The organism is Flaviramulus sp., from assembly GCF_982512915.1.
In genome coordinates this window covers 1-23,933 of record NZ_CEWOCJ010000028.1, presented here as the reverse complement: position 1 = coordinate 23,933, position 23,933 = coordinate 1, and the positions used below count along the sequence as shown (strand labels likewise).

23 protein-coding genes are annotated in these 23,933 nt (G+C 30.8%); 11 read left to right on the top strand and 12 right to left on the bottom strand.

The features are described 5' to 3' along the window. The first annotated feature begins 49 nt into the window (after positions 1 to 49). On the top strand, positions 50 to 1,567 hold the full coding sequence (locus tag AC1XJX_RS12830) for a hypothetical protein (RefSeq protein ID WP_482004387.1): 1,518 nt from the start codon (positions 50 to 52) through the stop codon (positions 1,565 to 1,567). Positions 1,568 to 1,634: 67 nt separating this feature from the next. On the opposite strand, the gene glyA is transcribed toward AC1XJX_RS12830, so the two are convergent. Next, positions 1,635 to 2,906, bottom strand: coding sequence for a serine hydroxymethyltransferase (glyA, locus tag AC1XJX_RS12825; RefSeq protein ID WP_482004386.1), 1,272 nt, complete (start codon positions 2,904 to 2,906; stop codon positions 1,635 to 1,637). A 202-nt stretch (positions 2,907 to 3,108) separates the two neighbouring features. Here glyA and fahA point away from each other — a divergent pair, with 202 nt between their 5' ends. The 3 genes from fahA to AC1XJX_RS12810 all read left to right on the top strand — a co-directional run bounded on the left by fahA (position 3,109) and on the right by AC1XJX_RS12810 (position 5,906). Further along, on the top strand, positions 3,109 to 4,392 hold the full coding sequence (fahA, locus tag AC1XJX_RS12820) for a fumarylacetoacetase (protein WP_482004385.1): 1,284 nt from the start codon (positions 3,109 to 3,111) through the stop codon (positions 4,390 to 4,392). 115 nt (positions 4,393 to 4,507) lie between these two features. Continuing rightward, positions 4,508 to 5,683, top strand: a complete 1,176-nt coding sequence (locus tag AC1XJX_RS12815) for a hypothetical protein (protein WP_482004384.1) — start codon at positions 4,508 to 4,510, stop codon at positions 5,681 to 5,683. A gap of 79 nt (positions 5,684 to 5,762) precedes the next feature. Next, positions 5,763 to 5,906, top strand: a complete 144-nt coding sequence (locus tag AC1XJX_RS12810; protein ID WP_345276617.1) for a DUF5679 domain-containing protein — start codon at positions 5,763 to 5,765, stop codon at positions 5,904 to 5,906. 107 nt (positions 5,907 to 6,013) lie between these two features. Here the strand turns inward: AC1XJX_RS12810 and AC1XJX_RS12805 are convergent, their stop codons facing one another. The 4 genes from AC1XJX_RS12805 to ytxJ all read right to left on the bottom strand — a co-directional run bounded on the left by AC1XJX_RS12805 (position 6,014) and on the right by ytxJ (position 10,189). Next, positions 6,014 to 7,405 carry an alpha/beta hydrolase family protein gene (locus AC1XJX_RS12805; RefSeq protein ID WP_482004383.1) on the bottom strand — a complete coding sequence of 464 codons (1,392 nt, stop codon included), beginning with the start codon at positions 7,403 to 7,405 and terminating at the stop codon, positions 6,014 to 6,016. A 216-nt stretch (positions 7,406 to 7,621) separates the two neighbouring features. Further along, entirely contained in the window at positions 7,622 to 9,307 is a 1,686-nt protein-coding gene (locus tag AC1XJX_RS12800; RefSeq protein WP_482004382.1) for an RluA family pseudouridine synthase, read from the bottom strand. 72 nt (positions 9,308 to 9,379) lie between these two features. Further along, complete coding sequence (locus tag AC1XJX_RS12795) at positions 9,380 to 9,778, bottom strand: gamma-glutamylcyclotransferase family protein (protein WP_482004381.1); 399 nt, start codon at positions 9,776 to 9,778, stop codon at positions 9,380 to 9,382. A 9-nt stretch (positions 9,779 to 9,787) separates the two neighbouring features. Continuing rightward, positions 9,788 to 10,189: a bacillithiol system redox-active protein YtxJ gene (ytxJ, locus tag AC1XJX_RS12790; protein WP_482004380.1), complete on the bottom strand. Its 402-nt coding sequence runs from the start codon at positions 10,187 to 10,189 to the stop codon at positions 9,788 to 9,790. Between the two features lie 221 nt (positions 10,190 to 10,410). On the opposite strand from ytxJ, the gene clpB reads away from it, so the two are divergent. From clpB to AC1XJX_RS12755, 7 genes are all read left to right on the top strand, one after another. Next, positions 10,411 to 13,020, top strand: coding sequence for an ATP-dependent chaperone ClpB (clpB, locus tag AC1XJX_RS12785; RefSeq protein WP_482004379.1), 2,610 nt, complete (start codon positions 10,411 to 10,413; stop codon positions 13,018 to 13,020). A gap of 156 nt (positions 13,021 to 13,176) precedes the next feature. Beyond that, positions 13,177 to 14,037, top strand: a complete 861-nt coding sequence (locus AC1XJX_RS12780; RefSeq protein ID WP_482004378.1) for a TraB/GumN family protein — start codon at positions 13,177 to 13,179, stop codon at positions 14,035 to 14,037. A 298-nt stretch (positions 14,038 to 14,335) separates the two neighbouring features. Further along, positions 14,336 to 15,073 (top strand): deoxyribose-phosphate aldolase, encoded by a 738-nt coding sequence (deoC, locus tag AC1XJX_RS12775; protein WP_482004377.1) that lies wholly within the window; start codon positions 14,336 to 14,338, stop codon positions 15,071 to 15,073. Between the two features lie 179 nt (positions 15,074 to 15,252). Then, positions 15,253 to 15,918 (top strand): deoxyribose-phosphate aldolase, encoded by a 666-nt coding sequence (gene deoC / locus AC1XJX_RS12770; RefSeq protein WP_482004376.1) that lies wholly within the window; start codon positions 15,253 to 15,255, stop codon positions 15,916 to 15,918. Between the two features lie 43 nt (positions 15,919 to 15,961). Continuing rightward, positions 15,962 to 16,660, top strand: a complete 699-nt coding sequence (gene deoD, locus AC1XJX_RS12765) for a purine-nucleoside phosphorylase (RefSeq protein WP_482004375.1) — start codon at positions 15,962 to 15,964, stop codon at positions 16,658 to 16,660. A gap of 6 nt (positions 16,661 to 16,666) precedes the next feature. Next, positions 16,667 to 17,206: a GNAT family N-acetyltransferase gene (locus AC1XJX_RS12760; protein WP_482004374.1), complete on the top strand. Its 540-nt coding sequence runs from the start codon at positions 16,667 to 16,669 to the stop codon at positions 17,204 to 17,206. 13 nt (positions 17,207 to 17,219) lie between these two features. Beyond that, complete coding sequence (locus AC1XJX_RS12755) at positions 17,220 to 17,741, top strand: phosphoglycerate mutase family protein (RefSeq protein ID WP_482004373.1); 522 nt, start codon at positions 17,220 to 17,222, stop codon at positions 17,739 to 17,741. On the opposite strand, the gene AC1XJX_RS12750 is transcribed toward AC1XJX_RS12755, so the two are convergent. From AC1XJX_RS12750 to AC1XJX_RS12720, 7 genes are all read right to left on the bottom strand, one after another. Continuing rightward, positions 17,731 to 18,483, bottom strand: coding sequence for a DUF6503 family protein (locus AC1XJX_RS12750; protein WP_482004372.1), 753 nt, complete (start codon positions 18,481 to 18,483; stop codon positions 17,731 to 17,733). The two genes, AC1XJX_RS12755 and AC1XJX_RS12750, sit on opposite strands and share 11 nt — an antisense overlap. A 73-nt stretch (positions 18,484 to 18,556) precedes the next feature. Beyond that, positions 18,557 to 19,402, bottom strand: coding sequence for a 5-oxoprolinase subunit C family protein (locus tag AC1XJX_RS12745; RefSeq protein ID WP_482004371.1), 846 nt, complete (start codon positions 19,400 to 19,402; stop codon positions 18,557 to 18,559). Then, positions 19,395 to 20,126, bottom strand: coding sequence for a 5-oxoprolinase subunit PxpB (gene pxpB, locus AC1XJX_RS12740; protein ID WP_482004370.1), 732 nt, complete (start codon positions 20,124 to 20,126; stop codon positions 19,395 to 19,397). The genes AC1XJX_RS12745 and pxpB overlap by 8 nt, the downstream gene beginning before the upstream one ends. A 6-nt stretch (positions 20,127 to 20,132) precedes the next feature. Continuing rightward, the gene (gene pxpA / locus AC1XJX_RS12735) at positions 20,133 to 20,873 is read right to left on the bottom strand and encodes a 5-oxoprolinase subunit PxpA (protein WP_482004369.1); all 741 of its coding nucleotides are present in this window, start codon (positions 20,871 to 20,873) and stop codon (positions 20,133 to 20,135) included. After that, positions 20,873 to 22,105 carry an Nramp family divalent metal transporter gene (locus AC1XJX_RS12730; protein WP_482004368.1) on the bottom strand — a complete coding sequence of 411 codons (1,233 nt, stop codon included), beginning with the start codon at positions 22,103 to 22,105 and terminating at the stop codon, positions 20,873 to 20,875. The genes pxpA and AC1XJX_RS12730 overlap by 1 nt, the downstream gene beginning before the upstream one ends. Next, entirely contained in the window at positions 22,102 to 23,214 is a 1,113-nt protein-coding gene (locus AC1XJX_RS12725; RefSeq protein WP_482004367.1) for a DUF2891 domain-containing protein, read from the bottom strand. Before AC1XJX_RS12725 ends, AC1XJX_RS12730 begins: the two co-directional genes overlap by 4 nt. 17 nt (positions 23,215 to 23,231) lie before the next feature. Then, positions 23,232 to 23,933: YifB family Mg chelatase-like AAA ATPase (locus AC1XJX_RS12720; protein WP_482004366.1), on the bottom strand; the 702-nt coding region annotated here is incomplete at its 5' end.

Genomic DNA, 23,933 nt, shown 5'->3' with positions numbered 1-23,933 from the left:
TTAAATAAAGAAACGTTCCATATTTATTTTTTTATCTATAGGTTTTTTGATGCTATGGAGTTCTTGTAGAAATGATTTTGAGTTTTCACCAAGTACAGGAAGTCTTCAGTTTTCAAAAGATACGGTATATTTAGATACTGTTTTTACCAATATTGGTTCTAGCTCTTACAACTTAAAAGTATATAACAGAAGTAGTGATGATATATTTATTCCTTCGCTAAGATTAGCCTCAGGCGAAACCTCAAATTATAGACTAAGTGTTGATGGTTTACCAGGTAAGGTTTTTGAAAATATTGAATTATTAGCTAATGATAGTTTATATATTTTTATTGAGTCTACCATTGATATTAATAACTTTACTAACACTAATGGCACTTATTTATATACAGATCAAATAGAATTTGATGGCGGTACAAATCTTCAAAAAGTGGAGTTGGTTACGCTTGTAAAAGATGCTGTTTTTATTTACCCTGATAGAAATAATAGTACAAAAGTGATAGAAACATTAACACTTAATATAGGTGGTGACTTAGTGGAAACTGATTTACAAGGTCGAGAATTATTACCTTCTGAGCTCACTTTTACAAACAATAAACCTTATGTTATTTATGGATTTGCTACAGTTCCTGAGAATGAAACTTTAACTATTGATGCTGGAGCACGTTTATATTTTCATGATAATTCAGGTATCATTGTATCCAATGGAGCTTCGTTACAAGTTAATGGTGCTTTTAGTAATAATCAAGAATTACTAGAAAACGAAGTTGTTTTTGAAGGCGATCGTTTAGAACCTAATTTTTCAGAGGTACCAGGGCAATGGGGAACTATATGGTTTTTGGATGGAAGTATTAATAATACCATCAACTATGCAACTATTAAAAATGCCACTGTAGGGATTTTAAGTGATGGTAATCCTAATGAAACAAATCATAAAGTAATCATTACAAATTCACAAATTTATAATTCTAGCGCTTTTGGTATTTTAGGAAGAAATACATCCATTGCTGGAGAAAATGTTGTTATAAATAATGCAGGCCAATCCTCATTTGCTGGGACTATTGGAGGTAAATATAATTTTACGCATTCCACTTTAGTAAATTATTGGAATAATGGATTCAGACAATTCCCTTCTGTTTTGATAAATAATTTTATTGTTGATGAAAATAATGTAGCTACTCTAGCCGATTTAACAGAAGCTAATTTTAATAGTTGTATTATTTATGGTAATGATAATCCGGAAATCATTGTAGATGAAATAGAAGATGATGCCGTTGCTTTCAATTTTAAATTCACCAATTGTTTAATTCGTTTTCAAGACAACAACAACAATTTACAAGGACCAAATTACAATTTGAATGATACCAATCATTATGAAGGTAATATTTTTAATGAAGACCCTAACTTTTTAAATACTTCTGAAAATAAATTTATTATAGGAGAAACATCAGCTGCTATAAATAAAGGACTATCTGACTTTGCAGCACAAGTTCCTTTTGATATTTTAAATATTAATAGAACAACTACCCCAGACATTGGAGCTTACCAACATATCATATTTCCTGAATAATTTTATATTATTGAATAAAAAAATCCTGCTTAAAACAGGATTTTTTTATTCTCTATGTTTATAAAAGTTAAACAAACAACGGTTTATCTTTCATCATGGCATTTACTTTTTCTTTTACAGTTTCTAGAATTGCTTCGTTATCAAAATTTGTAATCACCTCATCAATCAAATCTACAATTTTAACCATATCAGCTTCTTTTAAACCACGCGTTGTTACTGCAGCAGTTCCTAAACGGATTCCTGAAGTTACAAAAGGTGATTTATCATCAAAGGGTACCATATTCTTGTTAGCTGTAATATCAGCTTTTACAAGTGCTTGTTCAGCATCTTTACCAGAAACGTTTTTATTACGTAAATCTATTAACATCATATGATTATCTGTTCCACCAGAAATTATATGATAATCTTTGTCTACTAGTGCTTTAGCCATGGCAGCAGCATTATTTTTAACTTGTAATTGATAATGCAAAAACTCATCAGTTAAAGCTTCACCAAATGCAATAGCTTTAGCGGCAATAATGTGCTCTAATGGTCCTCCCTGATTTCCTGGAAAAACGGCAGAATCCAATAAAGATGACATTTTTTTCAAGCTACCATTTTTTAAAGTTAGACCAAACGGATTATCAAAATCTTTACCCATCATTATCATACCTCCTCTTGGTCCTCTCAAAGTTTTATGAGTAGTAGTGGTTACAATATGACAATGAGGAAGCGGATCGTTTAAAATCCCTTTAGCAATTAAACCAGCAGGATGTGATATATCTGCTAATAGAATTGCTCCTACACTATCAGCAATAACTCTAAAACGTTTAAAATCAATATCGCGAGAATAAGCAGAAGCGCCTGCAATAATTAACTTTGGCTGCTCTTTTGTTGCAATTTCTTGAATTTTATCATAATTCAAAACACCTGTCTCCTCTTCTACTCCATAAAAAGACGGCACATATAATTTACCTGAGAAATTAACAGGAGACCCATGAGTTAAATGGCCACCATGTGACAAATCAAAACCTAAAATTTTATCTCCAGCATTCAAACACGCATGGTAAACAGCAGTATTTGCTTGACTTCCAGAATGTGGTTGGACATTAACATATTCTGCTCCAAACAAAGTTTTAGCTCTATCAATAGCAATTTGCTCAACTTCATCAACTACTTCACAACCCCCATAATAGCGTTTTCCTGGGTAGCCTTCAGCGTATTTATTGGTTAATACAGAACCAGCAGCTTCCATAACTTGTTCACTAACAAAATTCTCAGATGCTATAAGTTCTATTCCGTGAAGTTGACGCTCTTTTTCAGCTTCAATTAGTTCAAAAATTTGTTCGTCGCGTTGCATATATTTAATTTCTTGTTAAATGTTGCGCAAAAATATGAAATACATTAGTTAAATCCTTTAAAAAATATATATTTACTATGAAGTTTTTAACCATTTTATTAACGGTTAAACGAATCCTAGATTTTCTTTATTTTTTTCTTTTAAAATAAAAAAAATGTGTAGGTTTGATAAGAATTCAATAACAATAATCTAAAATAGAGTTATGCGTTTATCAGCTAACAATCCAGATAGAAAGTCATGGTTACATGTCGACAAAAATTCAGATTTCCCAATACAAAACATCCCTTTTGGTGTGTTTTTAACTCGTGATGACATCATTACTATTGGAACCAGAATTGGTGATACTGCAATTGATTTAGGTGCATTACACCAATTAGGATATTTTGAAGGAATTCCTTTAACGGATGATATTTTCCTTCAAGACACATTAAACGATTTTATAGCAGATGGCCGTAAAACATGGCGCTCTGTAAGAGATCGAATTGCCGAAATATTTGATAGTAATAACGATGTTTTAAAACAAAACAAACGACACAAAGAAATAGTTTTATTTCGTTTAGATGAAATTGAAATGCAATTACCTGTTCAAATTGGCGATTATACAGATTTTTACTCAAGTATAGAACATGCAACTAATGTAGGCACAATGTTTAGAGATCCAGATAATGCACTTTTACCTAATTGGCTACATATTCCAGTTGGTTATCATGGCAGAAGTTCTTCTGTAATTCCTTCCGGAATCCCAGTACATCGTCCACAAGGTCAAACCTTACCAAACGGAGCCACAGAACCTGTTTTTGGACCAAGTCAATTAGTTGATTTTGAATTAGAAATGGCTTTTATTACCACAGATGCTAACGATTTAGGAGAACCCATCCCAATTGAAGAAGCGGAAGAATACATATTTGGACTGGTTTTATTAAATGACTGGAGTGCACGCGATATTCAAAAATGGGAATACGTGCCATTAGGTCCATTTTTAGCGAAAAACTTTGCGACTTCTATTTCACCATGGATTGTAACTTTAGATGCCTTAGAGCCTTACAGAGTTGAAAGCCCAAAACCTTTAAAACCACAATTGGATTATTTAAAATATAAGGGGGAGAAAAGTTTTGATATTAATTTGGAAGTAGCTATTCGTCCAAAAGGCGCTAAAGAAACTGTAGTTACCAATTCTAATTTTAAACATATGTATTGGAATATTTCTCAACAATTAGCGCATCATACCATAAATGGTTGCCCAATAAACTCTGGAGATATGATGGGAAGTGGAACTATTTCAGGACCAACACCAGACTCTTACGGTTCCATGTTAGAATTAACTTGGAGAGGTGAAAAACCAATTAAAATGAAAGATGGTAGCGAACGTAAATTTATAAATGATAACGATACTGTTATTATGAGAGGTTATTGTGAGAAAGATGGCACTCGTATTGGTTTTGGAGAGGTTTCTACAAAATTACTTCCTGTTTACAGTAAAAAATAAATTAGTCTTACTTAAAAAAAAATACATTTAATCGGATTTATTAGTATTTTATCTGATATTTTATTATTTTGGCACTTTTATTGGATACATATCCAGTAAACCAAAATCTAAAAAAATGAAAAAAATACTACCCTTTTTATTTATTTTATTATTATTCTTAGCGTGTAGCACTAGTAAAAAAATTGAAAAAGCTGTAAGCGTTGGGAATTATGATGCAGCAATTTCTGATGCTATTGGTAAATTACGTACAAATAAAGAAAAAAGAGGAAAAGCAGAATTTATTCTAATGCTTAAAGATGCTTATACAAAAGCAACAGCGCGCGATTTAAACAATATTGATTTTTTCAAAAAAGACAATAATCCTGAAAATTATATTGGTATTTATGATGCCTATGTAGCTTTAGATAATAGGCAAGAACGTATCAAACCTTTACTGCCCTTGTTTGTTAACGAAAAAGAAGTTGTTTTCAATTTTAACGACTACAATAGTCAAATTATTAGTTTTAAAAATAGTGCTTCAGAGCAGCTTTATAAAAATGCAACAGCCTTATTAAAATCTAATAATAAATTAGATTTTAGAGATGCGTACAATAATTTAAGAGACCTAGAAGACATTAACCCAAACTTTAAAGATGTACGTTATTTAATGGATGTTGCCCATAATAAGGGTGTCGATTTTGTTTTGGTTGATATGGTTAATGATACTAGAAAAGTAATTCCAACACGATTAGAAAACGATTTATTAAACTTTAGTAGTTATGGCTTAAATAACTTTTGGGCAGTTTACCATGGAACACCAGAAGAAAATATTGCTTACGACTTTAATATGCGTGTTAATTTAAGAGATATCAAGATATCGCCAGAACAAATTAAAGAACGTCAGGTTATTAAAGAAAAACAAGTTGCTGATGGAAAAATAGATTTAATTGAAAACGGCAGGGTAGTAAAAGATAGTTTAGGTAATGCTATTAAAATAGACAATATGAAAACTGTTCGTTGTGAGTATTATGAGTTTACACAATTTAAAGCAACCCAAGTTACTGGCAATGTAGAATATGTAAATTTAAAAACCAATCAATTAGTAGATGCTTTCCCTGTAACTAGTGAATTTGTTTTCCAGCATATTTATGCAACATCAAATGGAGATAGACGTGCTTTAGAGACGAATTTGATTCCTTTTTTAGAAAGACGTGCCGTTCCTTTTCCTACAGAAGAGCAAATGATTTACGATACTGCTGAAGATTTAAAACTTCAAATAAAGAATATTATTAATTCTTACACGCTCAATTAAGTAAAAAAAACACAAATTACCTTGTGTGTTTATAGTTTTAAATTTATCTTAGTCGTGATTAATTAAAAAAACTAACCAAATGGAAGCGTATTGCGTAAAATGTAAATCAAAAAAAGAAATGAAAGATGCAGCTGAAACTACTATGAAAAATGGTAGAAAAGCTATGAAAGGTAAATGTCCTACTTGTGGTACAGGTATGTTCAGAATCATGGGTAAAGCCTAAACATCTTCTTAAAAAGTATAAAAAAAACTCCTAAAACATCTTAGGAGTTTTTTTATTAAATTATTTTAAAACTTTAAATAACTAGACTCTATTTAATCAAAAATACTTCAATTCATTTGATTTACTATCCAATTCATAATATCCACTAAAACAACTGGCGAAAAAGTTTGCTCGATTTTTCCATATTCTGTGGGAGATCCTGTTTCAGATTCTTGAAACAGATGATTCAAATTTGGATATTCTTTAATAGTTACGTTTTTATTTCCGCCATCAGTAAGTGCACTTTTTATAGCAGTTAAATTCTCGTTTGATGGTACTTGCAAATCTTTTTTACCATTAATTGCAAAAACTGGGCACTTCACATTTTCTAAAATCGATTTTGGGTTAAATTTTAAAAAATATCGCATCCATGATGAAGTAAAGGTTTTAATAAATACATCAAAATCCTTAGCTTTCATTTGTTTTGCTAGCGTCTCTGGATTATCATTCATTTGTTTTTCTATGAAATCAGATAATTCAGATTCAATTTCTTCTTTACTACCATCTTTCACCACAATATCCAAACTTCTTTTTAAAAAATCTAATTCTTTCTGCAAATCAGATGCATGTGCACCGTTAGCTTTATTGATTAGTTCTGTTTGTAACATCACAATATCGTAACCTGAAATACCCGGACCCGCTAATAAAACTATAAAACTTACATCTTTGGATTTTGAAGCAATCATAGGGGCTATCATTCCACCTTCACTATGCCCAATTAAACCAATATTATTTTTATTAATATCTTTTCTTGTTTTTAAATACTCGATAGCACTTTCAACATCAGTAGCTAGATCAGCAGTTGTAGCAGAATTAAAATCGCCACTTGATTTTGCTACACCTCTGTCATCATATCGCAACACAGCAATACCATTTTTGGTTAAATAATCAGCAATTACTAAAAATGGCTTATGTCCAAATAGTTCTTCATCCCTGTTTTGTGGCCCACTTCCAGATATTAAAATGACGACTGGAGAATCAGTGGTGTTTTTTGGTATAGTTAAAGTCCCCGATAATATAATATTTGCCTCTGTGTTTTCAAAACAAACCTCTTCTATATTATAGGGATAAGGTGGTTTTGGTTCTTGTGGTTTATTTATAAGTTGTTTTTCTATAGTATTTCTAGATAAATCCATAGGAAATTCTTGTCCTGCTTGTTTAAAAGTTCCAATAACCAATTTCCCTTTTAATTCGCCAACATAAATAATAGTTAAGCTTGGAATTTCAAAAGTGATTATAGAATCTTTAAAAGTGGTTTTTGCAACTGGTATACCTGTTGCACCTTGGTCTGGGCTATCCATTGTAGAAGTAAATCCGTCTTCTGTTTTATTCACATAAAAATCAAGACGCAATTGAATACCTTGTACTTTTAAAACCCCATGCCACTGCCCTGTTACATCTTGTGCAGGTAAAAGATAAACAGAAAGGATTGAAATGAGTAAAATTAAAGATTGCTTCATAATCAAGGTGTATTTTGGTTTGTTTATTAAAGACTATATGAAGTGACTTAGATATTTTACTAAATTTAATATTTAGCCAAGAATAAATCAATTAATTTAAACTTATTAAACTTTAGTTTTTTTATTATCTAATATTCTTTTCCTCAATCAAATCTATAATTTAAAACTCACAAAATCAATATGTAATTCTAGTTACTTTTAAAGAGTTTTAAACAGTTAAAAAGGTGCTTTACAAATAATGGTAAGTTCTTTTTTAGTTATAGGATGAGTAAATGTAAGGCTTTCTGCATGCAAGTGTAATCGGTTAGCTTTAGTACCATAAAGGTCGTCTCCAACTATTGGGGTTATTAAACCTTGGTTATGTGCTGCATGAACTCTTAGTTGATGCGTTCGACCTGTAATAGGATAAAAATAAATGCGTGTTTTTTGATTTTCAATAGCTATCACTTTATAATTGGTTATAGCTTGTTTGCCATGTAGGTAACAAACCAATTGCTGTGGGCGGTTATCTAAATCTACGCGCAATGGTAAGTTTACATTGCCTTCAGTATCTTGTAAAATGCCGTCTAATAAAGCTACATACCGCTTTTTTACACTACGCTCTATAAACTGTTTTTGTAATTGTTTATGTATAATACTGATTTTTGCTACTAGTAACAAACCTGAAGTAGACATATCTAACCTGTGAACCAGTAAAGGACCTGTGGCATTTGGTAAATAGGATTTCATTTTAGTAAACACCGATTCATTGCTTGTTTTACCTGGTACGGACAAAAACTCGTGAGGCTTATTTATTAGTAATAAATAATCGTCTTCGTAAATAATTTCTAAATCAGGTGCGTAACTGATAGATTGCTCAATCGGATTATCATCAACGTTTAATCCCTGCATCATAAAACCCAAAATAGGTTCGCATTTACTTCTGCAAGACGGATAAAACTGCTGGTGTTTTCGTACTTCTGATTTTGGTGAAGCACCCCACCAAAACTCAGCCATCGCAATGGGCTGCAAATTATTTTGATATGCGTATTGAAACAATTTTGGTGCTGCACATTCACCGCTTCCTGCTGGTGGTATTGGAGATGTTGTATTTTTAAAAACATCTAGCAAATGTTTAGTTTCTCCTTTTGCATTTAAAAACTGGTACTGCTCGTGTATGCGTTTTTGTAATGATGCCGATAGATTTGCACGATAGTCTTTTAAATCATTAATAGGCATTAGTAAAACATTTAAAGCTTCTTCTAGATCTTTAATAACTTCTTCCCACTGGCGTTTTAAGTGCTTTAATCTAATTTGATAAGTGATACTCTGTGCATCCAATTCTTCTGAGAATTTCTTGAATACTAACGTGTCTAAATTCGTTTTAGCAACTTCTCTTTGCTGTTTTCTATGTTGCTTTTGAATTTTAATTTCAGTTTTAAAAGCTTTTAACTCTGTTTCATAAGTTTGCTTAGCTTCTCTTACATTTTGGATAGCTATTTGTAACTCATCTGCATGTTCTAAAGTTTCAAGTTCGCCATTTATAAGGTTTAATTCAGCTTCACCTTTTTTATAAAAACCAACTTCATTTAAGGTATTGTAAACGGTAGGCACAAAACCTTTAATATCATTACTATCAGCAAGTTTCCCTGAAAATGCTGCTAAATAGCCTATTTGCTCATGTGCGTTTTTAACAACCATCACTCCAAACATTTTACCAATAACAAGTCCAGCTTGATTCGGGTTTAACCCAAAGTTATGATCAAAATCAGTTTGAGTTTCTAAATATTTTTGCAAATCGTTTGCTGCTAAAAAACTTAAAGGGTGTGGCTCGTAATAAAATGGAAAAGTAAATTTATCGGGTAAAAGGATTCCCGAATCATTTTTTAAAGGGTGGAATAATAAGGTGTTAAATGAGTTCATTGATATATTAAAGACGTTACAAAGAAACGAATTTTTAAAAAGCTAAAGCGTCATAAAACTCATTTTGAAAGGCTAATATTTTAAAAAATCGCCAGATGATATTTGTTTTAAACCTATAATAGACTGGCTATATACATACACAAAAGTTTCAAAAGGAGTACCATCTTTTAAAAACGCCGTAATTAGTTTCTTTTTAAACAAATGTGGCTCTGAATATTGTTCGCCAATACCTTCGTAATCATCTAAAACTTTAAAAACCTCTTGAGAGTTTTCAATTTTAAAAATCATCCCGAATACCTTTTCAGAAGTATTATTACTTAAAATAGCTCCCGGATACCAAGTTACTTCATATAGGTTACCATAAAAATAGCCTTTACCTATTAAAACCGCATGAGATACCAAAAAGTTTGACATCTCATTATTTGATTTTTTTAATAGGGTTCCATAAACAAATAGATAATTGGCGCCCATAAACCATTATTATAAAAATTTATTCAAATCGATATCGTTTATAGCACCATGAGAATCATGAGCTACTACACCTCCATTTTTAATCACTAAAAGTTGTGGAGATTCATGCATGATTTGAAATTTTGATGCTATCTCGTTTGATACCTCTCTATAATTCAGTAAGTCTAAATAATATAAATCTAAATCTTTTTCTGTTAACTGATAAGCATCGACAAACTGGTTAATCACCATTCTACTTATACCACATCGAGTAGAATGTTTAAAAATAATTTGCGTTTTAGTAACAGATTTAATTTCTATAAAATTTAATTGTTGTAATTCTGTTAGAGGAATCCAAGGCAATGTTTTTTCCTCTTTATTATCAATTTCTGAGCTTTTGGAAGCACCAAATATTTTGTTCAATAATCCCATTTTTTTAATTTTTTTTTAAAAAGCAAACATTCACTTTTTAATAATTATTAGGTCGTAACTTATTTTAAATCTTACAAACTGACTAAAAGTCATCAAAATCAACTTTTTAGCAGACATTTTGTCTTAATATATCTCTTGGTAAGATTATTGACTTCTTAAAGTTGTAAAAGTAAAACATTAATATAATTTCAGCGGAAGCGGAAATAAAAAAAATAAAAATTATGAACTTAAATAATTATACCATAAAATCGCAAGAAGCTATACAACAAGCGCAACAATTAGCGCAAAGTTTTAGCCATCAGCAAATTGAAAATGAACACCTTTTTAAAGGCGTTTTTGAAGTAGACGAAAATGTATTGCCATTCATTTTAAAAAAGTTAAATGTTAATATTATCATTTTACAACAGGCCTTAGATAAACAAATTGAAAGTTTTGCTAAAGTTTCTGGTGGGCAATTAATGCTTTCTCGCGAAGCTAATAAAACACTTAACGAAGCTGAAATAATTGCAAAAAAAATGAAAGATGATTATGTGTCTTTAGAACATCTAATCATCGCAATTTTTAAATCCGATAGTAAAATTGCTCAAATGCTAAAAGACCAAGCTGTTACAGAAAAAGATTTAAAAGCATCTATAGAAGAGTTACGTAAAGGTGAAAAAGTAACTTCTCAAAATCAAGAAGAAACTTATAATTCATTAAATAAGTACGCCAAAAACTTAAACCAATTAGCTAAAGATGGCAAATTAGATCCTGTAATTGGGCGTGATGAAGAAATTCGTAGAATACTTCAAATCTTATCACGTAGAACCAAAAACAATCCCATTTTGGTTGGAGAACCAGGTACTGGCAAAACAGCTATTGCAGAGGGTTTAGCGCATAGAATAATTGATGGTGATATACCTGAAAATTTAAAAGATAAGCAAATTTTTGCTTTAGATATGGGTGCTTTAATTGCTGGAGCAAAATACAAAGGTGAGTTTGAAGAGCGCTTAAAAGCTGTTATAAAAGAAGTAACTGAAAGCGAAGGAGATATCGTATTATTTATTGATGAAATACACACACTTGTTGGTGCTGGTGGCGGACAAGGAGCTATGGATGCTGCCAATATATTAAAACCCGCATTGGCACGCGGAGAACTTAGAGCTATTGGTGCAACAACGCTAGACGAGTATCAAAAATACTTTGAAAAGGATAAAGCTTTAGAGCGTCGTTTCCAAAAAGTGATTGTTAACGAGCCTGATACTGAAAGTGCTATTTCGATTTTAAGAGGTATTAAAGAAAAATATGAAACACACCATAAAGTGCGCATTAAAGATGAAGCCATTATTGGCGCCGTAGAATTATCACAACGCTATATCACCAATCGTTTTTTACCAGATAAAGCTATTGATTTAATGGATGAAGCTGCTTCAAAACTTCGTATGGAAATCAACTCTAAGCCAGAAGAATTAGATGTTTTAGATAGAAAAATCATGCAGCTTGAAATTGAAATTGAAGCTATTAAAAGAGAAAAAGATGAAACTAAATTAAAATCACTACGTTCAGACCTAGCGAATTTAAAAGAAAGTAGAAATGAAATTAATGCAAAGTGGAAAAGTGAAAAAGAGGTTGTAGATAACATCCAAAATGCTAAACAAGCCATTGAAAATTACAAACAAGAAGCTGAAAGAGCAGAACGCGATGGCGACTATGGTAAAGTAGCCGAGTTACGCTATGGCAAAATAAAAGAAACCCAAGAAAAACTTGAGGTTTACCAAAAACAATTACAAGAAAATCAATCAGAAAACTCGCTTATTAAAGAAGAAGTTACTTATGATGATATTGCCGAAGTTGTTGCGAAATGGACAGGTATACCTGTTACTAAAATGCTTCAAAGCGAACGTGAAAAACTGTTGAAATTAGAAGACCAATTACATAAACGAGTTGTTGGGCAAGAAGAGGCTATTATAGCTGTTAGTGATGCTGTTCGTAGAAGTCGTGCTGGTTTGCAAAACCCAAAAAAACCTATAGGTACTTTCTTGTTTTTAGGAACTACCGGTGTAGGTAAAACCGAATTAGCAAAAGCTTTAGCTGAGTATTTATTTGATGATGAAAACGCTATGACACGAATTGATATGAGCGAATATCAAGAACGACATGCGGTAAGCAGATTAGTTGGTGCGCCTCCTGGTTATATTGGCTATGATGAAGGCGGACAACTAACTGAAGCGGTGAGAAGAAAACCATATTCAGTGGTGTTATTAGATGAAATTGAAAAAGCACATCCAGATACTTTTAATATTTTATTACAAGTTTTAGATGAAGGCCATTTAACAGATAATAAAGGACGCTTAGCAGATTTTAAAAACACCATAATAATAATGACTTCTAACATTGGAAGTAGTATAATTCATGATAGATTTGAAGCCACAAAAGATATAGATTCTGCTATTGAAGCAGCAAAAATTGATGTTTTAGCTTTATTAAAACAAAGTGTGAGACCTGAATTTTTAAACCGTATTGATGACACTATCATGTTTACTCCGTTATCAAAAGATAATATTGTTGAAATAGTTGGTTTACAACTAAAGGATATTACTAAAATGATAGCTAAACAAGGTATTACTTTTGACGCAACACCTGATGCTGTAAGTTATTTAGCCGATAAAGGTTACAACCCTGAATATGGTGCACGTCCTGTAAAAAGAGTGATTCAAAAAGACGTTTTAAATGCACTTAGTAAAGAGATATTAGCTGGAAAAGTGACCACAGAAAGTATTATTTTACTGGACGCTTTTGATGATAAATTAGTATTTAGAAATCAAGGAGATTTGGTTACAGAAAAATTTTAGATTCCAATAAAACAAATTGTAACAAAAGATAATAAATTAAGTCTTTAAGTTGGTTGGTTAGTTGAAAAGCAACATGAATCTTTTTATACAAAGATGATTGTTGCTTTTTTTGTAACAAAAAAACTAATATTGATACTCATAATAAAAATTATAATTATGAAATTAAAATTATCATTATTTGCAACCTTAATCTTTTCAACGTTAACCATCAATTCTCAAGAGTTAGAAAACTCAACACTTTGGAAAATCTCCGGAAATGGTCTAGAAAAAGCTTCATACTTATTTGGTACGATTCATATAACATGTGATGCCACTTTAGATGAAGACGTAAAAAAAGCTCTAGAAGAAACCACTCAAGTCGTTTTAGAAATTGATATGGACGACCCATCAATGCAATCAAAAATGATGGGTGGCATGTATATGAGTAACGGAAAAACTATCAAAGATTTTGTTTCTGAAGAAGATTATACAATAATTGATTCGCTTTTTATAAAAAACGCAGGTATGTCTGTCAAATTGATAGAAAACATAAAACCCTTTTTCTTAACAGCTATGTTATATCCAAAAATGATTGATTGCCCTATGCAATCTTTTGAAGTAGAGTTAATGAAAGTAGCAAAAACTCAAGAAGAAGAAATAAATGGGTTAGAAACAATTGAAGACCAACTTCAAGTTTTTGAGGATATCCCTTACGAAGACCAAGTTTCAGATTTATTAAGAATGGCAAAAGATAACTTAGAATACGATAAAGTTAATTTTGCTAAAATGCTAAAAGTTTACAAAGAAGAGAATATAACAGACATGCTAGACATGATGAATGATAACAATAGTAGTAGTGTTTCTAAACATCAAGATAAATTATTAGCTAATAGAAACAAAAATTGGATTTCTAAAATTTCAGAATACTCAAAAGAACAACCAACATTTTTTGGCGTGGGTGCAGGACATTTAGCTGGAGAAGAAGGTGTCATCAAATTACTAAAAAAAGCTGGGTTTACAGTTACCGCTATTCAATAGCCAATCTCAAAATAATTTTTAAACTAAACCAAATTAAAAACCACAACAAGTCCAATTTTTTGTGGTTTTATTATTTTAATAACTACCGCATAAACTTAAATTAATAAGATTTACAATAAATTTAAGTTCAAATAGTTAAATAATCAACAGGTTTTTGTTAATAAAAACTTATATACAAACCACCAATGCTGGTTAAAATTTATAACTTAGCCTAAAGAAAATCCTCAAATCGTTAATAATTTTAAAAAATGTGAAATTAGTTTTTACATTGAAAAACATTAAACCCTACTCTTAAAAAATGAATATTGCTAAATACATTGATTACTCATTATTAGGTTCTTTAACTCAAGAACATGATATTATAAAGCTTTGCAATGAAGCTATTGATAACAATTTCCATAGTGTTTGTATCAGTAGCTGTTATGTCGCCTTAGCTAAACAATTTCTTATTGATTCTGATGTGAAAATCTCAAGTGTAGTTGGTTTTCCATTTGGAGCTACTTCAACTAAATCCAAAATTTTTGAAGCTCAACAAGCCTTAAACGATGGTGCTCAAGAAATAGAAATGGTTATAAATTTAGGCTTGTTAAAAAGTAGAAATTATGTTTCTGTTTTAAAAGATATTACCGATGTTAAATCGGCTATCGGTTCTAAAACCCCATTAAAAGTTATCATAGAAATTTCTGAATTAAATAAAAACGAAATTGTTAAAGTTTGTGAGATTTGTTTAGATTCTGAGATAGATTTCATCAAAACATCAACTGGATTTACTAAAAATGGAGCTACGTTTACAGCAATAAAAATGATAAAAAAAATTGTTAGGGACAATACCAAAATTATAGCTTCTGGCAGTATTGATGATTATGAAACCGCATTAAAATATCTTGAAGTTGGTGCAGATAGAATTGAAACATCAACTAATATTATGTCAACTAACAAAACTCAACAAATTCGAAATACTAAAATCTTTAAACAGTACCTTAACAATTTAGAGAAAACATCAGAACAAACAATAAACACTATCACAAAAGCTTAAAAGTTAATTTAAATATAAAGCAACTCATTTGAATTTCATTCTAAAATCAAAAGCCATCTCTAACAAAAAAGATGGCTTTTGATTTATTATAAATTGATTATTTAATACTTATTAACTTAATTAAATAATTATATTTGATAAGTATCGATCAAAACATAATTTTGATTAAAACCTCTAAAATGGAGCTAAATAAATTTATAGATCATACGCTTTTAAAAGCAACTGCGACCCAAAAAGACATTATAAAACTTTGCCATGAAGCTGTTACTCATAAATTTTATTCGGTTTGTGTTAACAGTTGCTTTGTTTCTTTGGCAAAATCTCAATTAAAAAATAGCGATCTTAAAATTTGCAGTGTTATTGGCTTTCCTTTAGGCTCGATGAGTACCGAAGCAAAGGTTGCTGAAACTAAAAGAGCTTTAAAGGATGGTGCAGATGAAATAGATATGGTAATTAATATAGGATTATTAAAAAGTAAAGATTTTGATGCCGTCTGGAAAGATATTGAAGCTGTAAAAAACTGCATGCCTAAAAATATATTAAAAGTGATTTTAGAAACCTGTTATCTGGAAGATATAGAAATCATTAAAGGAAGTGAACTGGCAATACAAAGTGGTGCCGATTTTTTAAAAACCTCAACAGGTTTTGGAACAGGCGGCGCAAATATTCATGATGTAAAACTTATGCAAATTATTGCAGGTGAAAAAGTTAAAATTAAAGCATCAGGTGGTATTCAAGATATTAAAACAGCAATGGAATATATAAATATTGGTGTAGAACGTTTGGGTACTTCGTCAGGAGTATCGATTGTTTCAGGAACACAAACTACAAATGAAAATTACTAATAATTACCATGAACTAATAAACTAACTTTTACAAAAAATTAAAATGAGTGTTCATATAGAAGCAAAAAAGGGTGATATTGCAGAAACTATATTATTACCAGGAGATCCTCTTAGAGCCAAATGGATAGCAGAAACCTTTTTTGAAAACCCAGTATGTTTTAATAAAGTAAGAGGAATGTTTGGTTTTACGGGCACCTATAAAGGCAAACCAATTTCTGTTATGGGAACTGGCATGGGAATACCGTCTATTTCTATTTATGCACACGAGTTAATTAATGAATATGATGTTAAAAACTTAATTCGAGTAGGCAGTGCTGGATCATATCAAAAGCATGTGAAAATTAGAGATATTGTTTTAGCAATGGCAGCGTCATCAAATTCTGGTGTTAACGAATTACGCTTTGGGGGTGCAGACTACGCACCTACGGCTAATTTTGAATTGTTTCAAAAAGCTGTTGAGGTAGGAAAAAATAAAAACATACATTTAAAAGCTGGCAATATATTCACATCGGATGAGTTTTATGCAGATGATTTTGAATCTTATAAAAAGTGGTCTAAATTTGGAGTGCTTTGTGTTGAAATGGAAACCGCAGGTTTATATACCGTAGCAGCCAAACACAATGTAAAAGCACTTTCTATTTTAACTATTTCAGATTCTTTAGTAACAGGTGAAAGAACTACTAGTAAGGAGCGAGAAACCACATTTAAAGATATGATAGAAATAGCTTTAGAATTAGTATAACTCTTCATGATTACTATTTCTTCAAATTTACATTTAGAAAAAATTACAATATATAATCAAGAAGATTTGATGGCTTTAATGCATGAAATTTATCCTCCTGCTTACAAACATTTATGGTTAAAGGAAGATTATAATTGGTATCTTAATTATTGTTTTTCAAAAGAAAATTTAGAAATTGAACTAAATGAAAAAGACGCTGCTTATTACTTCGTTTTACAAAATTCACAACAGATAGGCATACTTCGTTTTGTATATAATACTTCCATAACTGAGTTAGGTAAAAAAAACACTACTTTTATACATAGAATTTATCTAAGTCATGAAGCTCAAGGAAAGGGTATTGCTAAACAACTTTTTAATTGGATAGAAAAACAAGCTTATTTTAAAAAAAATAAAGTTTTATGGCTAAAAGCAATGAATACTCAAACCCAAGCACTTAAGTTTTATAAAAAAGAAGGATTTAAAATTCAAGACACTATAAGGTTAGATTTTAATTTAATTCATGAAAATTTAAGAGGCATGGTGTTAATGACAAAAACATTATAAATAATATACTATTATGAAGCAGTTAATTTTCGTTTTATTTTTAATAACAACCTTTTATGCTTGTAAAAAAGATCCTCAATCAAATCAATTTGAGTCAACAGAGATAACAACTTTTTATTTAATTCGCCATGCAGAAAAAAATAGAAAAGACAGTACAAACAAAAACCCTAATCTTAACTTGAAAGGTCTTTTGAGAGCTGAAAAATGGAAAAATGTTTTTAAAAATATTTCTTTTGATGCTATTTATTCTACAGATTACAACAGAACTCGGGAAACTGCTACACCCACAGCATTAAAAAACAAACTAGAATTAACTATTTACAATCCTAATACCATAGCCATAAATGAACTATCAAAAAAGCATTCAGGTAAAAATGTTTTAATTGTAGGCCATAGCAATACAACACCTCAAGTAGTAAATAAATTTCTTGGAAGTGATACTTATGAAGATATAGACGACAACAATAATGCTAACCTATATATTGTTACTGTAAAAGACGATATTGTCTCTAGTAGTGTTTTGTTTATTGAATAGTTTTTATTAGTACATAGATGTTTTTTAGTTCAATTTTTGAAAGTAATTCTAATTGATTTAATTTAAATAATTCATCTAAATTAGATAATGTAACAATTTCATTTTTAGATTTATAGTTATTATAATCTACAAATCGAATACCATTTATATAGCGTTCATTGTAAACCTCTCTAAAACGATACCCCTTGCCATCATTTTCGTTATAAGAATAAGCTAAATAATCTACTTTAAAAGTTTTAGTGTTTATCCAATAAACAAATTCATCATCAAAATCTTCACCACCACCTTCTTTATTAAAGGTTACTTTTATTTTAAAATAGTTCAAGTTCTTAATCTCTATTTTACCCAAATAAGATTTATTTACAGCTTTATCATTTAATCCATAAGGCAATACTGAAAAATAATGCACGGAGTTTACAGAACTTGAATATGCTTTGGCTTTCTCATCAGAAACCTCAAAAACAGAATCATTAACAAATCTTTGAAAACCTTTGTTTGTTAAAACATCATTTATAACACCTAAAGAATCATTAAAAACCCGTTCATATATAAACTTTCCGTTATTTCTTGAAGCTTTATAATGTTTATTTCTAAAATCAAATTCTATATCAGATTTATTAAAAAGAGCGCCTCCAGAAATTTTAATCGTCTCGTTTACAATAGCATTAGCTTCTTTAACTTCTTGTTCACAACTCAAAATTGCTATTAAAAACAAAAGTGAAATGGATATCTTTATCTTCATAAAACTAATTTTAAAGTTTGTAGTTAAATTAAATCATACTTACCGAAACTGAAGCGCAGTTTGCTTAATAATTTTACTGTAGTTTAAATTCAATGCTTTGTCCAGCATATTTTTGAGCCAAAACATTGATAGAATTCTCTTTTAAATGAAAAATCCTGGGATAGCCTCCTGTGGTTTGACAATCTCTCATTAATATAATGAGATTCCCTGAAGGGGTTAACTGCACAGTTCCGGGCAAAACAGCAGACGTAATTATGGGTTTTAAATCATTTTGGACAGCTTCATCCAATTGATAAGCCATTCTATTATTATTTTTTGAAATTGTAAAAGAATGTGATAATAACTTAGTTTTTTGATTATCGGAAAGCAAATCAAATTCAGGACCCTTAAAAACTTCTAAATACTTCGAGTTTAAATAAGAAGTATCAAACCTTACTGAAGCATGCTTTAAATCAGTTAAAATTGAGGCTTCATCATAAAACAAATCATCGTTTTTAAGCACTTTAAAACGTTTAGTAATATTTTGATACATACTTTTACTACCTAATACACTTTCTGTCTTAAAACCGCCTAAAACAGCCAAATAAGACCTAAAGCCAGTGTTCAGTTTGCCAAAAGATAGAATATCATTTGAATTTACAGCTATTAATTTATTAATCTGAATAGGCTGGTTATTTAACATTGGAGACATATCTGCTCCAGATATCGCTATATATGTTTTTGTATAAAACTGAAAAAAACCACCTGTCATCGTCATTTCTAAAACCGCAGTTTCCTCATCATTGCCTAGCAAAGCATTAGCAAATGAAGCAGCCTTTCTATCCATAACCCCTGAATAAGGTACACCAAATTCTTGATAACCCATTCTCCCAAAATCCTGAATAATTGAGTGAAAACCCGATTTTAAAACATTAATCATGATTCACCTCGCTTTCTAATTGATAAACACTTGCTTCAACCAAGGTTTTGATATCTTGATACGCTTTTAAGTTAATTGGATAAAACTTTATTTGATCTCCTGGATTAGCGAAACAAGGCTGCTCTTTAGAAATATCAAAAAAATTAATAGGCGTATTCCCGATGATATTCCAGCCACCAGGACTTTCATTAGGATATACTCCAGTTTGGTTTCCACCAATAGCAACAGACCCTTTTTTCACATGTAATCTTGGGGTTGCTTTTCTTGGAATATTTAACGATTCATCTAAACCTCCTAGATATAAAAACCCGGGTAAAAAACCAATAAAATAAACGGTGTAAATAGCATTAGAATGATGTTCAATTATATCTCTTGTTGTTATATTATTATCTTTTGAAATCAACTCTAAATCCAAACCGAAAACAGCCTCATAACACACTGGAATATACCACAAAACCGCTTTGTTTTTAACAACTATTTTATTAGAGCTATAGATTTTATCTATACTAGCTATTTCGTCTTTAAAATTAATTACATATTCATTGTATATTATTAATAATGAGCTATATGTGGATTTTAATTCAATTATCGATTTAATACTGCTTATTCTAATTTTATCCTTAAAATCAAGAATATCGATTAAAATAGCCGTATCAATAACCTGTGGCCATTCAATTAAAATAGCACGTTCTCCATAAGGTTTATATGTTAATTTAAAAGCCATTAAAAGTTATCTGATTTCTATTCCTTTAAACTCTAGTTTTTCCTTCAAATTCTTTATTAATTTTATAACTTTAGGGTTATCACCATGTATGCAAAAAGTTTCAGCTTTAATATCTTTTTTATTGTTGTTAATCGTGGTTACTTTTTGTATTGATATCATCTCAAAAACATGTTTGAAAACCGCATCAGCATCTTCAATTAAAGCATTACTTTTTAATCTAGAAACTAAAGTTAAATCATCATTATAATTTCTATCAGCAAAAGCTTCATAAGTCATATCAATACCATTTTTAGCAGCTAAATTTGCAATTACAGACTTATAAGGGACATATAATTTTACTGGTAAAACCATACTTTTAATAACTTCTATGATGACATTAGCAATTTTTTCATCAACAGTTGCTAAATTATAAAGTGCTCCATGTGGTTTTATATGATGCAATAAAGCATGTTCATTATCTATAACACCCAATAAGTTATCAATTTGATTTTTTATACAAGAAAACAAAGCAACACAGGACATATCCATGGCTTGTCTTCCAAAATTATCTTTATCAGGAAATGAAGGATGTGCACCTATTTTTACTTGATATCGTTTTGCCAATTTTACAACTTCTCGCATCGTTTCATAATCACCTGCATGACCACCACAAGCTATATTACATGAAGACATGTAAGGCATTATGAGAGCTTCGCTACCTATCCCCTCACCTACATCAACATTGATATCAATTATTTGATTTTGCACTAAAACAGATTTAAAATAAAGACTTTATTAAGTGTTGCAAGAGATAGTAAGATACTAATTCCTAGTATTAAAAACCCAAAAATATTTTGCTTTAAAGTATTTTTATAAATTCCTAGTACAGAATCTTTATTCATAATCCAAATTAAAAAACCTGCTATAACTGGTAATAAAATTCCGTTGGCAACTTGTGCAAACTTTATGATTGTAATTGGTTTGACACCTAATGATGAAAACAACACCCCTAACCCTAATATAATAATCCAAACAACCCTAAATCTTGTAGTTCGCATATTTGAAGACCATCCTAGGCAACCACTTGCAACAAAAGCTGCAGCCAATGGTGCGGTTATAGCACTGGTGATACCTGCTGCAAATAATCCAATAGCTAAAAAATATTTAGAAAAACTTCCAAATAAAGGCTCTAAACCTTGAGCTAAATCGGAAGCATTCTTTATTGAATCACTTGGGTTGGATGATGCAGCAATCATGATACTCATAGAAACTAAACCACCTAAAACAACCGCAACAATGGTATCTTTTCTAGCAAAATACAAATCTGATGTTTTGTTCCATTTTTCTTTAATCAAAGATGCATGTAAAAATAAATTATAGGGCACTACAGTAGTGCCTATTAATGCAATAACGGTAAGTAAACTTTCATTTGGAAAATTTGGCACAAAAGCACCTTGTAAGATTTTAAAAAAGTCTGGCTTGGTAATAATAGCAGTTAACAAAAATGACAAACTCATTAACGTTACTAAAACTAAAAGTGCTTTTTCTAGTACTTTATAATTTCCAAGATATAATAAAACAAAAGCAATAGATCCAATAATAACACTCAAAATGTTAATTGAAAATTCTCCAATTTTCAGAGTTGGATTTCCAATAATAGCTTCTAAACCTAAAACACCTCCTGTTATATTTCCAGCCTCATAAGCAGCATTACCTAACACAATAGCTGAAAGTATTAAAAGAATTGCTAAAAATTTAAAAATAGGATGTTTGATTTCGGATATAATAATTTCAGACAACCCTTTTTGAGTAATGATACCCAAACGTGCCGACATTTCTTGCAACACAACGGTAGCCACTATAGACAAAACCATAGCCCACAAAAGCGAAAAACCAAAACCCACCCCTGCCAATGTACAAACTGTAACAGTACCTGGGCCAATAAATGCAGCTGAAATTAAAGGTCCAGGACCTATATTTTTAAAGCAATTTTTAATCATTTTGGAATAGCTTTAAGCGCATAAATAGCAAAACTACCTAACCAATGCCCCCCCTCATAACTATCACCAAAAATACTTGGTAAAGAATAATTGATATGCTTGTATGCCTCATTTTGTAAATGATTATACTCATGTAAACCTTCGGCTATTTTACATAAACTCCAAGCTCGAGAAAAATTAACACCATCTAAATGCACTAATTGGCCATCTGTTCTGTCGGAAACCAAACCAACTTCTATATTATAGTTTCTATCTTTTAATTGTGGCAAAAAAGCATCTAACCAAGTTTTAAATGCTTCAACAGGTAATAATCGTTTCATTAAAGCCGCTTCCTCTAAACAAGGTGATAAAAAATCACTTCCGCTAGGCTCCCATGTTATTGGGCAATCTTTATCTTTTAAGAAGAAATACATAGCACGATCTGTAATCGCTTTTTTTAGAACTTCATTACTTACAACTTCTGCATAATCATATGCAAAACTTAATCCAAAAGCAGTGTTTGGGTGAGTTCCCACTCGTTGTGGATAATTTAATTTTGGTAAAAACTCAATATATTTCACTACAATTAATTCGGTTAAGGGTTGCAAATTGGTTTCTAATTCTCTAGCAAGAGGCGTGTCCCAAGTATGAAGTTCTTCTGCTAGTTTTAGTAACCAAGCCCAACCATAAGTACGCTCGTATGATTTATTATGAACGCCATAAAAATATTGCACTTCGGCTTCAATATTAGCTTTTGAAATATTTTTAAGTAACCGTTTTTTAATAAGTTCAGCATCATCAATATTTGGAAACTGTTTTAATAGACTCACCAAACTCCAATGCCCATGAACCGACGAATGCCAATCGAAACAACCAAAAAATGCAGGATGTAACATATTAGGTGCCTGTAAATCTGAATCACCTCCTAATGTTTGAGATAATTTATTTGGGTACTCAACATTCAAACAATGCAATGGTAGTTGTGCTAATTTATTAGCTTGTTCTAAATTAAGGATTGGTTTTTCTGCTATTTCTTCTATTTTAATTTCTAAAGTTTCTTTTTCTTCTTTCTTAGAAGTGTTGCAGCTAACAACTAAAAATATTAGTAATAATGTGATTTGTTTTTTCATAATTATATTTTTAATAGTTACCCCAACCAACCTTCTCTATCTAAACTTCTATATTGAATAGCTTCACTAATATGTATACCATTTACTTCTTCAACACCTTCTAAATCAGCAATTGTTCTAGAAACTTTTAAAATTCGATCATAAGCCCGTGCAGATAAATTAAGGCGTTCCATCGCCGTTTTTAAAAGTTGCTTTGAGGCTTCATCTAAAACACAATGTTTACGAATTTGTTTCGTATTCATTTGTGCATTATAATGCACAGTATCACTTTCTTTAAAACGTTTGGTTTGAATTTCTCTTGCTTTGGTAACTCGTTTTCTAATTTCAACAGAAGTTTCACCTTTTCTATCATCAGATAGCTTTTCAAAAGGTACTGGTGTTACCTCAATATGAATATCAATTCTATCTAGCAACGGACCAGAAATTTTACTTAAATAGCGTTGCATTTCCGCAGGACTTGAAGTTACAGGGGCGTTGGGATCGTTAAAATAACCTCCAGGACTTGGGTTCATACTTGCCACTAACATAAACGAAGATGGATATGTAACAGTAAACTTCGCTCTCGAAATTGTAACCTCTCTATCTTCCAAAGGTTGTCTGAGCACCTCTAAAACACCACGTTTGAATTCGGGTAACTCATCTAAAAACAAAACTCCATTATGTGATAATGATATTTCTCCTGGTTGAGGAAAAGCCCCACCACCAACTAAAGCAACATC

Bases quoted from the DNA above. Each gene is read 5' to 3' on its own strand.
- AC1XJX_RS12730 (WP_482004368.1), bottom strand. From the start codon at position 22,105: ATGATTAAAAATTGCTTTAAAAATATAGGTCCTGGACCTTTAATTTCA.
- AC1XJX_RS12815 (WP_482004384.1), top strand. From the start codon at position 4,508: ATGAAAAAAATACTACCCTTTTTATTTATTTTATTATTATTCTTAGCG.
- fahA (WP_482004385.1), top strand. From the start codon at position 3,109: ATGCGTTTATCAGCTAACAATCCAGATAGAAAGTCATGGTTACATGTC.
- AC1XJX_RS12830 (WP_482004387.1), top strand. From the start codon at position 50: ATGCTATGGAGTTCTTGTAGAAATGATTTTGAGTTTTCACCAAGTACA.
- AC1XJX_RS12760 (WP_482004374.1), top strand. From the start codon at position 16,667: ATGATTACTATTTCTTCAAATTTACATTTAGAAAAAATTACAATATAT.
- AC1XJX_RS12805 (WP_482004383.1), bottom strand. From the start codon at position 7,405: ATGAAGCAATCTTTAATTTTACTCATTTCAATCCTTTCTGTTTATCTT.
- pxpB (WP_482004370.1), bottom strand. From the start codon at position 20,126: ATGGCTTTTAAATTAACATATAAACCTTATGGAGAACGTGCTATTTTA.
- AC1XJX_RS12755 (WP_482004373.1), top strand. From the start codon at position 17,220: ATGAAGCAGTTAATTTTCGTTTTATTTTTAATAACAACCTTTTATGCT.
- AC1XJX_RS12750 (WP_482004372.1), bottom strand. From the start codon at position 18,483: ATGAAGATAAAGATATCCATTTCACTTTTGTTTTTAATAGCAATTTTG.
- AC1XJX_RS12795 (WP_482004381.1), bottom strand. From the start codon at position 9,778: ATGGGCGCCAATTATCTATTTGTTTATGGAACCCTATTAAAAAAATCA.
- deoC (WP_482004377.1), top strand. From the start codon at position 14,336: ATGAATATTGCTAAATACATTGATTACTCATTATTAGGTTCTTTAACT.
- ytxJ (WP_482004380.1), bottom strand. From the start codon at position 10,189: ATGGGATTATTGAACAAAATATTTGGTGCTTCCAAAAGCTCAGAAATT.
- AC1XJX_RS12780 (WP_482004378.1), top strand. From the start codon at position 13,177: ATGAAATTAAAATTATCATTATTTGCAACCTTAATCTTTTCAACGTTA.
- deoC (WP_482004376.1), top strand. From the start codon at position 15,253: ATGGAGCTAAATAAATTTATAGATCATACGCTTTTAAAAGCAACTGCG.
- glyA (WP_482004386.1), bottom strand. From the start codon at position 2,906: ATGCAACGCGACGAACAAATTTTTGAACTAATTGAAGCTGAAAAAGAG.
- clpB (WP_482004379.1), top strand. From the start codon at position 10,411: ATGAACTTAAATAATTATACCATAAAATCGCAAGAAGCTATACAACAA.
- AC1XJX_RS12810 (WP_345276617.1), top strand. From the start codon at position 5,763: ATGGAAGCGTATTGCGTAAAATGTAAATCAAAAAAAGAAATGAAAGAT.
- AC1XJX_RS12745 (WP_482004371.1), bottom strand. From the start codon at position 19,402: ATGATTAATGTTTTAAAATCGGGTTTTCACTCAATTATTCAGGATTTT.
- AC1XJX_RS12800 (WP_482004382.1), bottom strand. From the start codon at position 9,307: ATGAACTCATTTAACACCTTATTATTCCACCCTTTAAAAAATGATTCG.
- AC1XJX_RS12725 (WP_482004367.1), bottom strand. From the start codon at position 23,214: ATGAAAAAACAAATCACATTATTACTAATATTTTTAGTTGTTAGCTGC.
- deoD (WP_482004375.1), top strand. From the start codon at position 15,962: ATGAGTGTTCATATAGAAGCAAAAAAGGGTGATATTGCAGAAACTATA.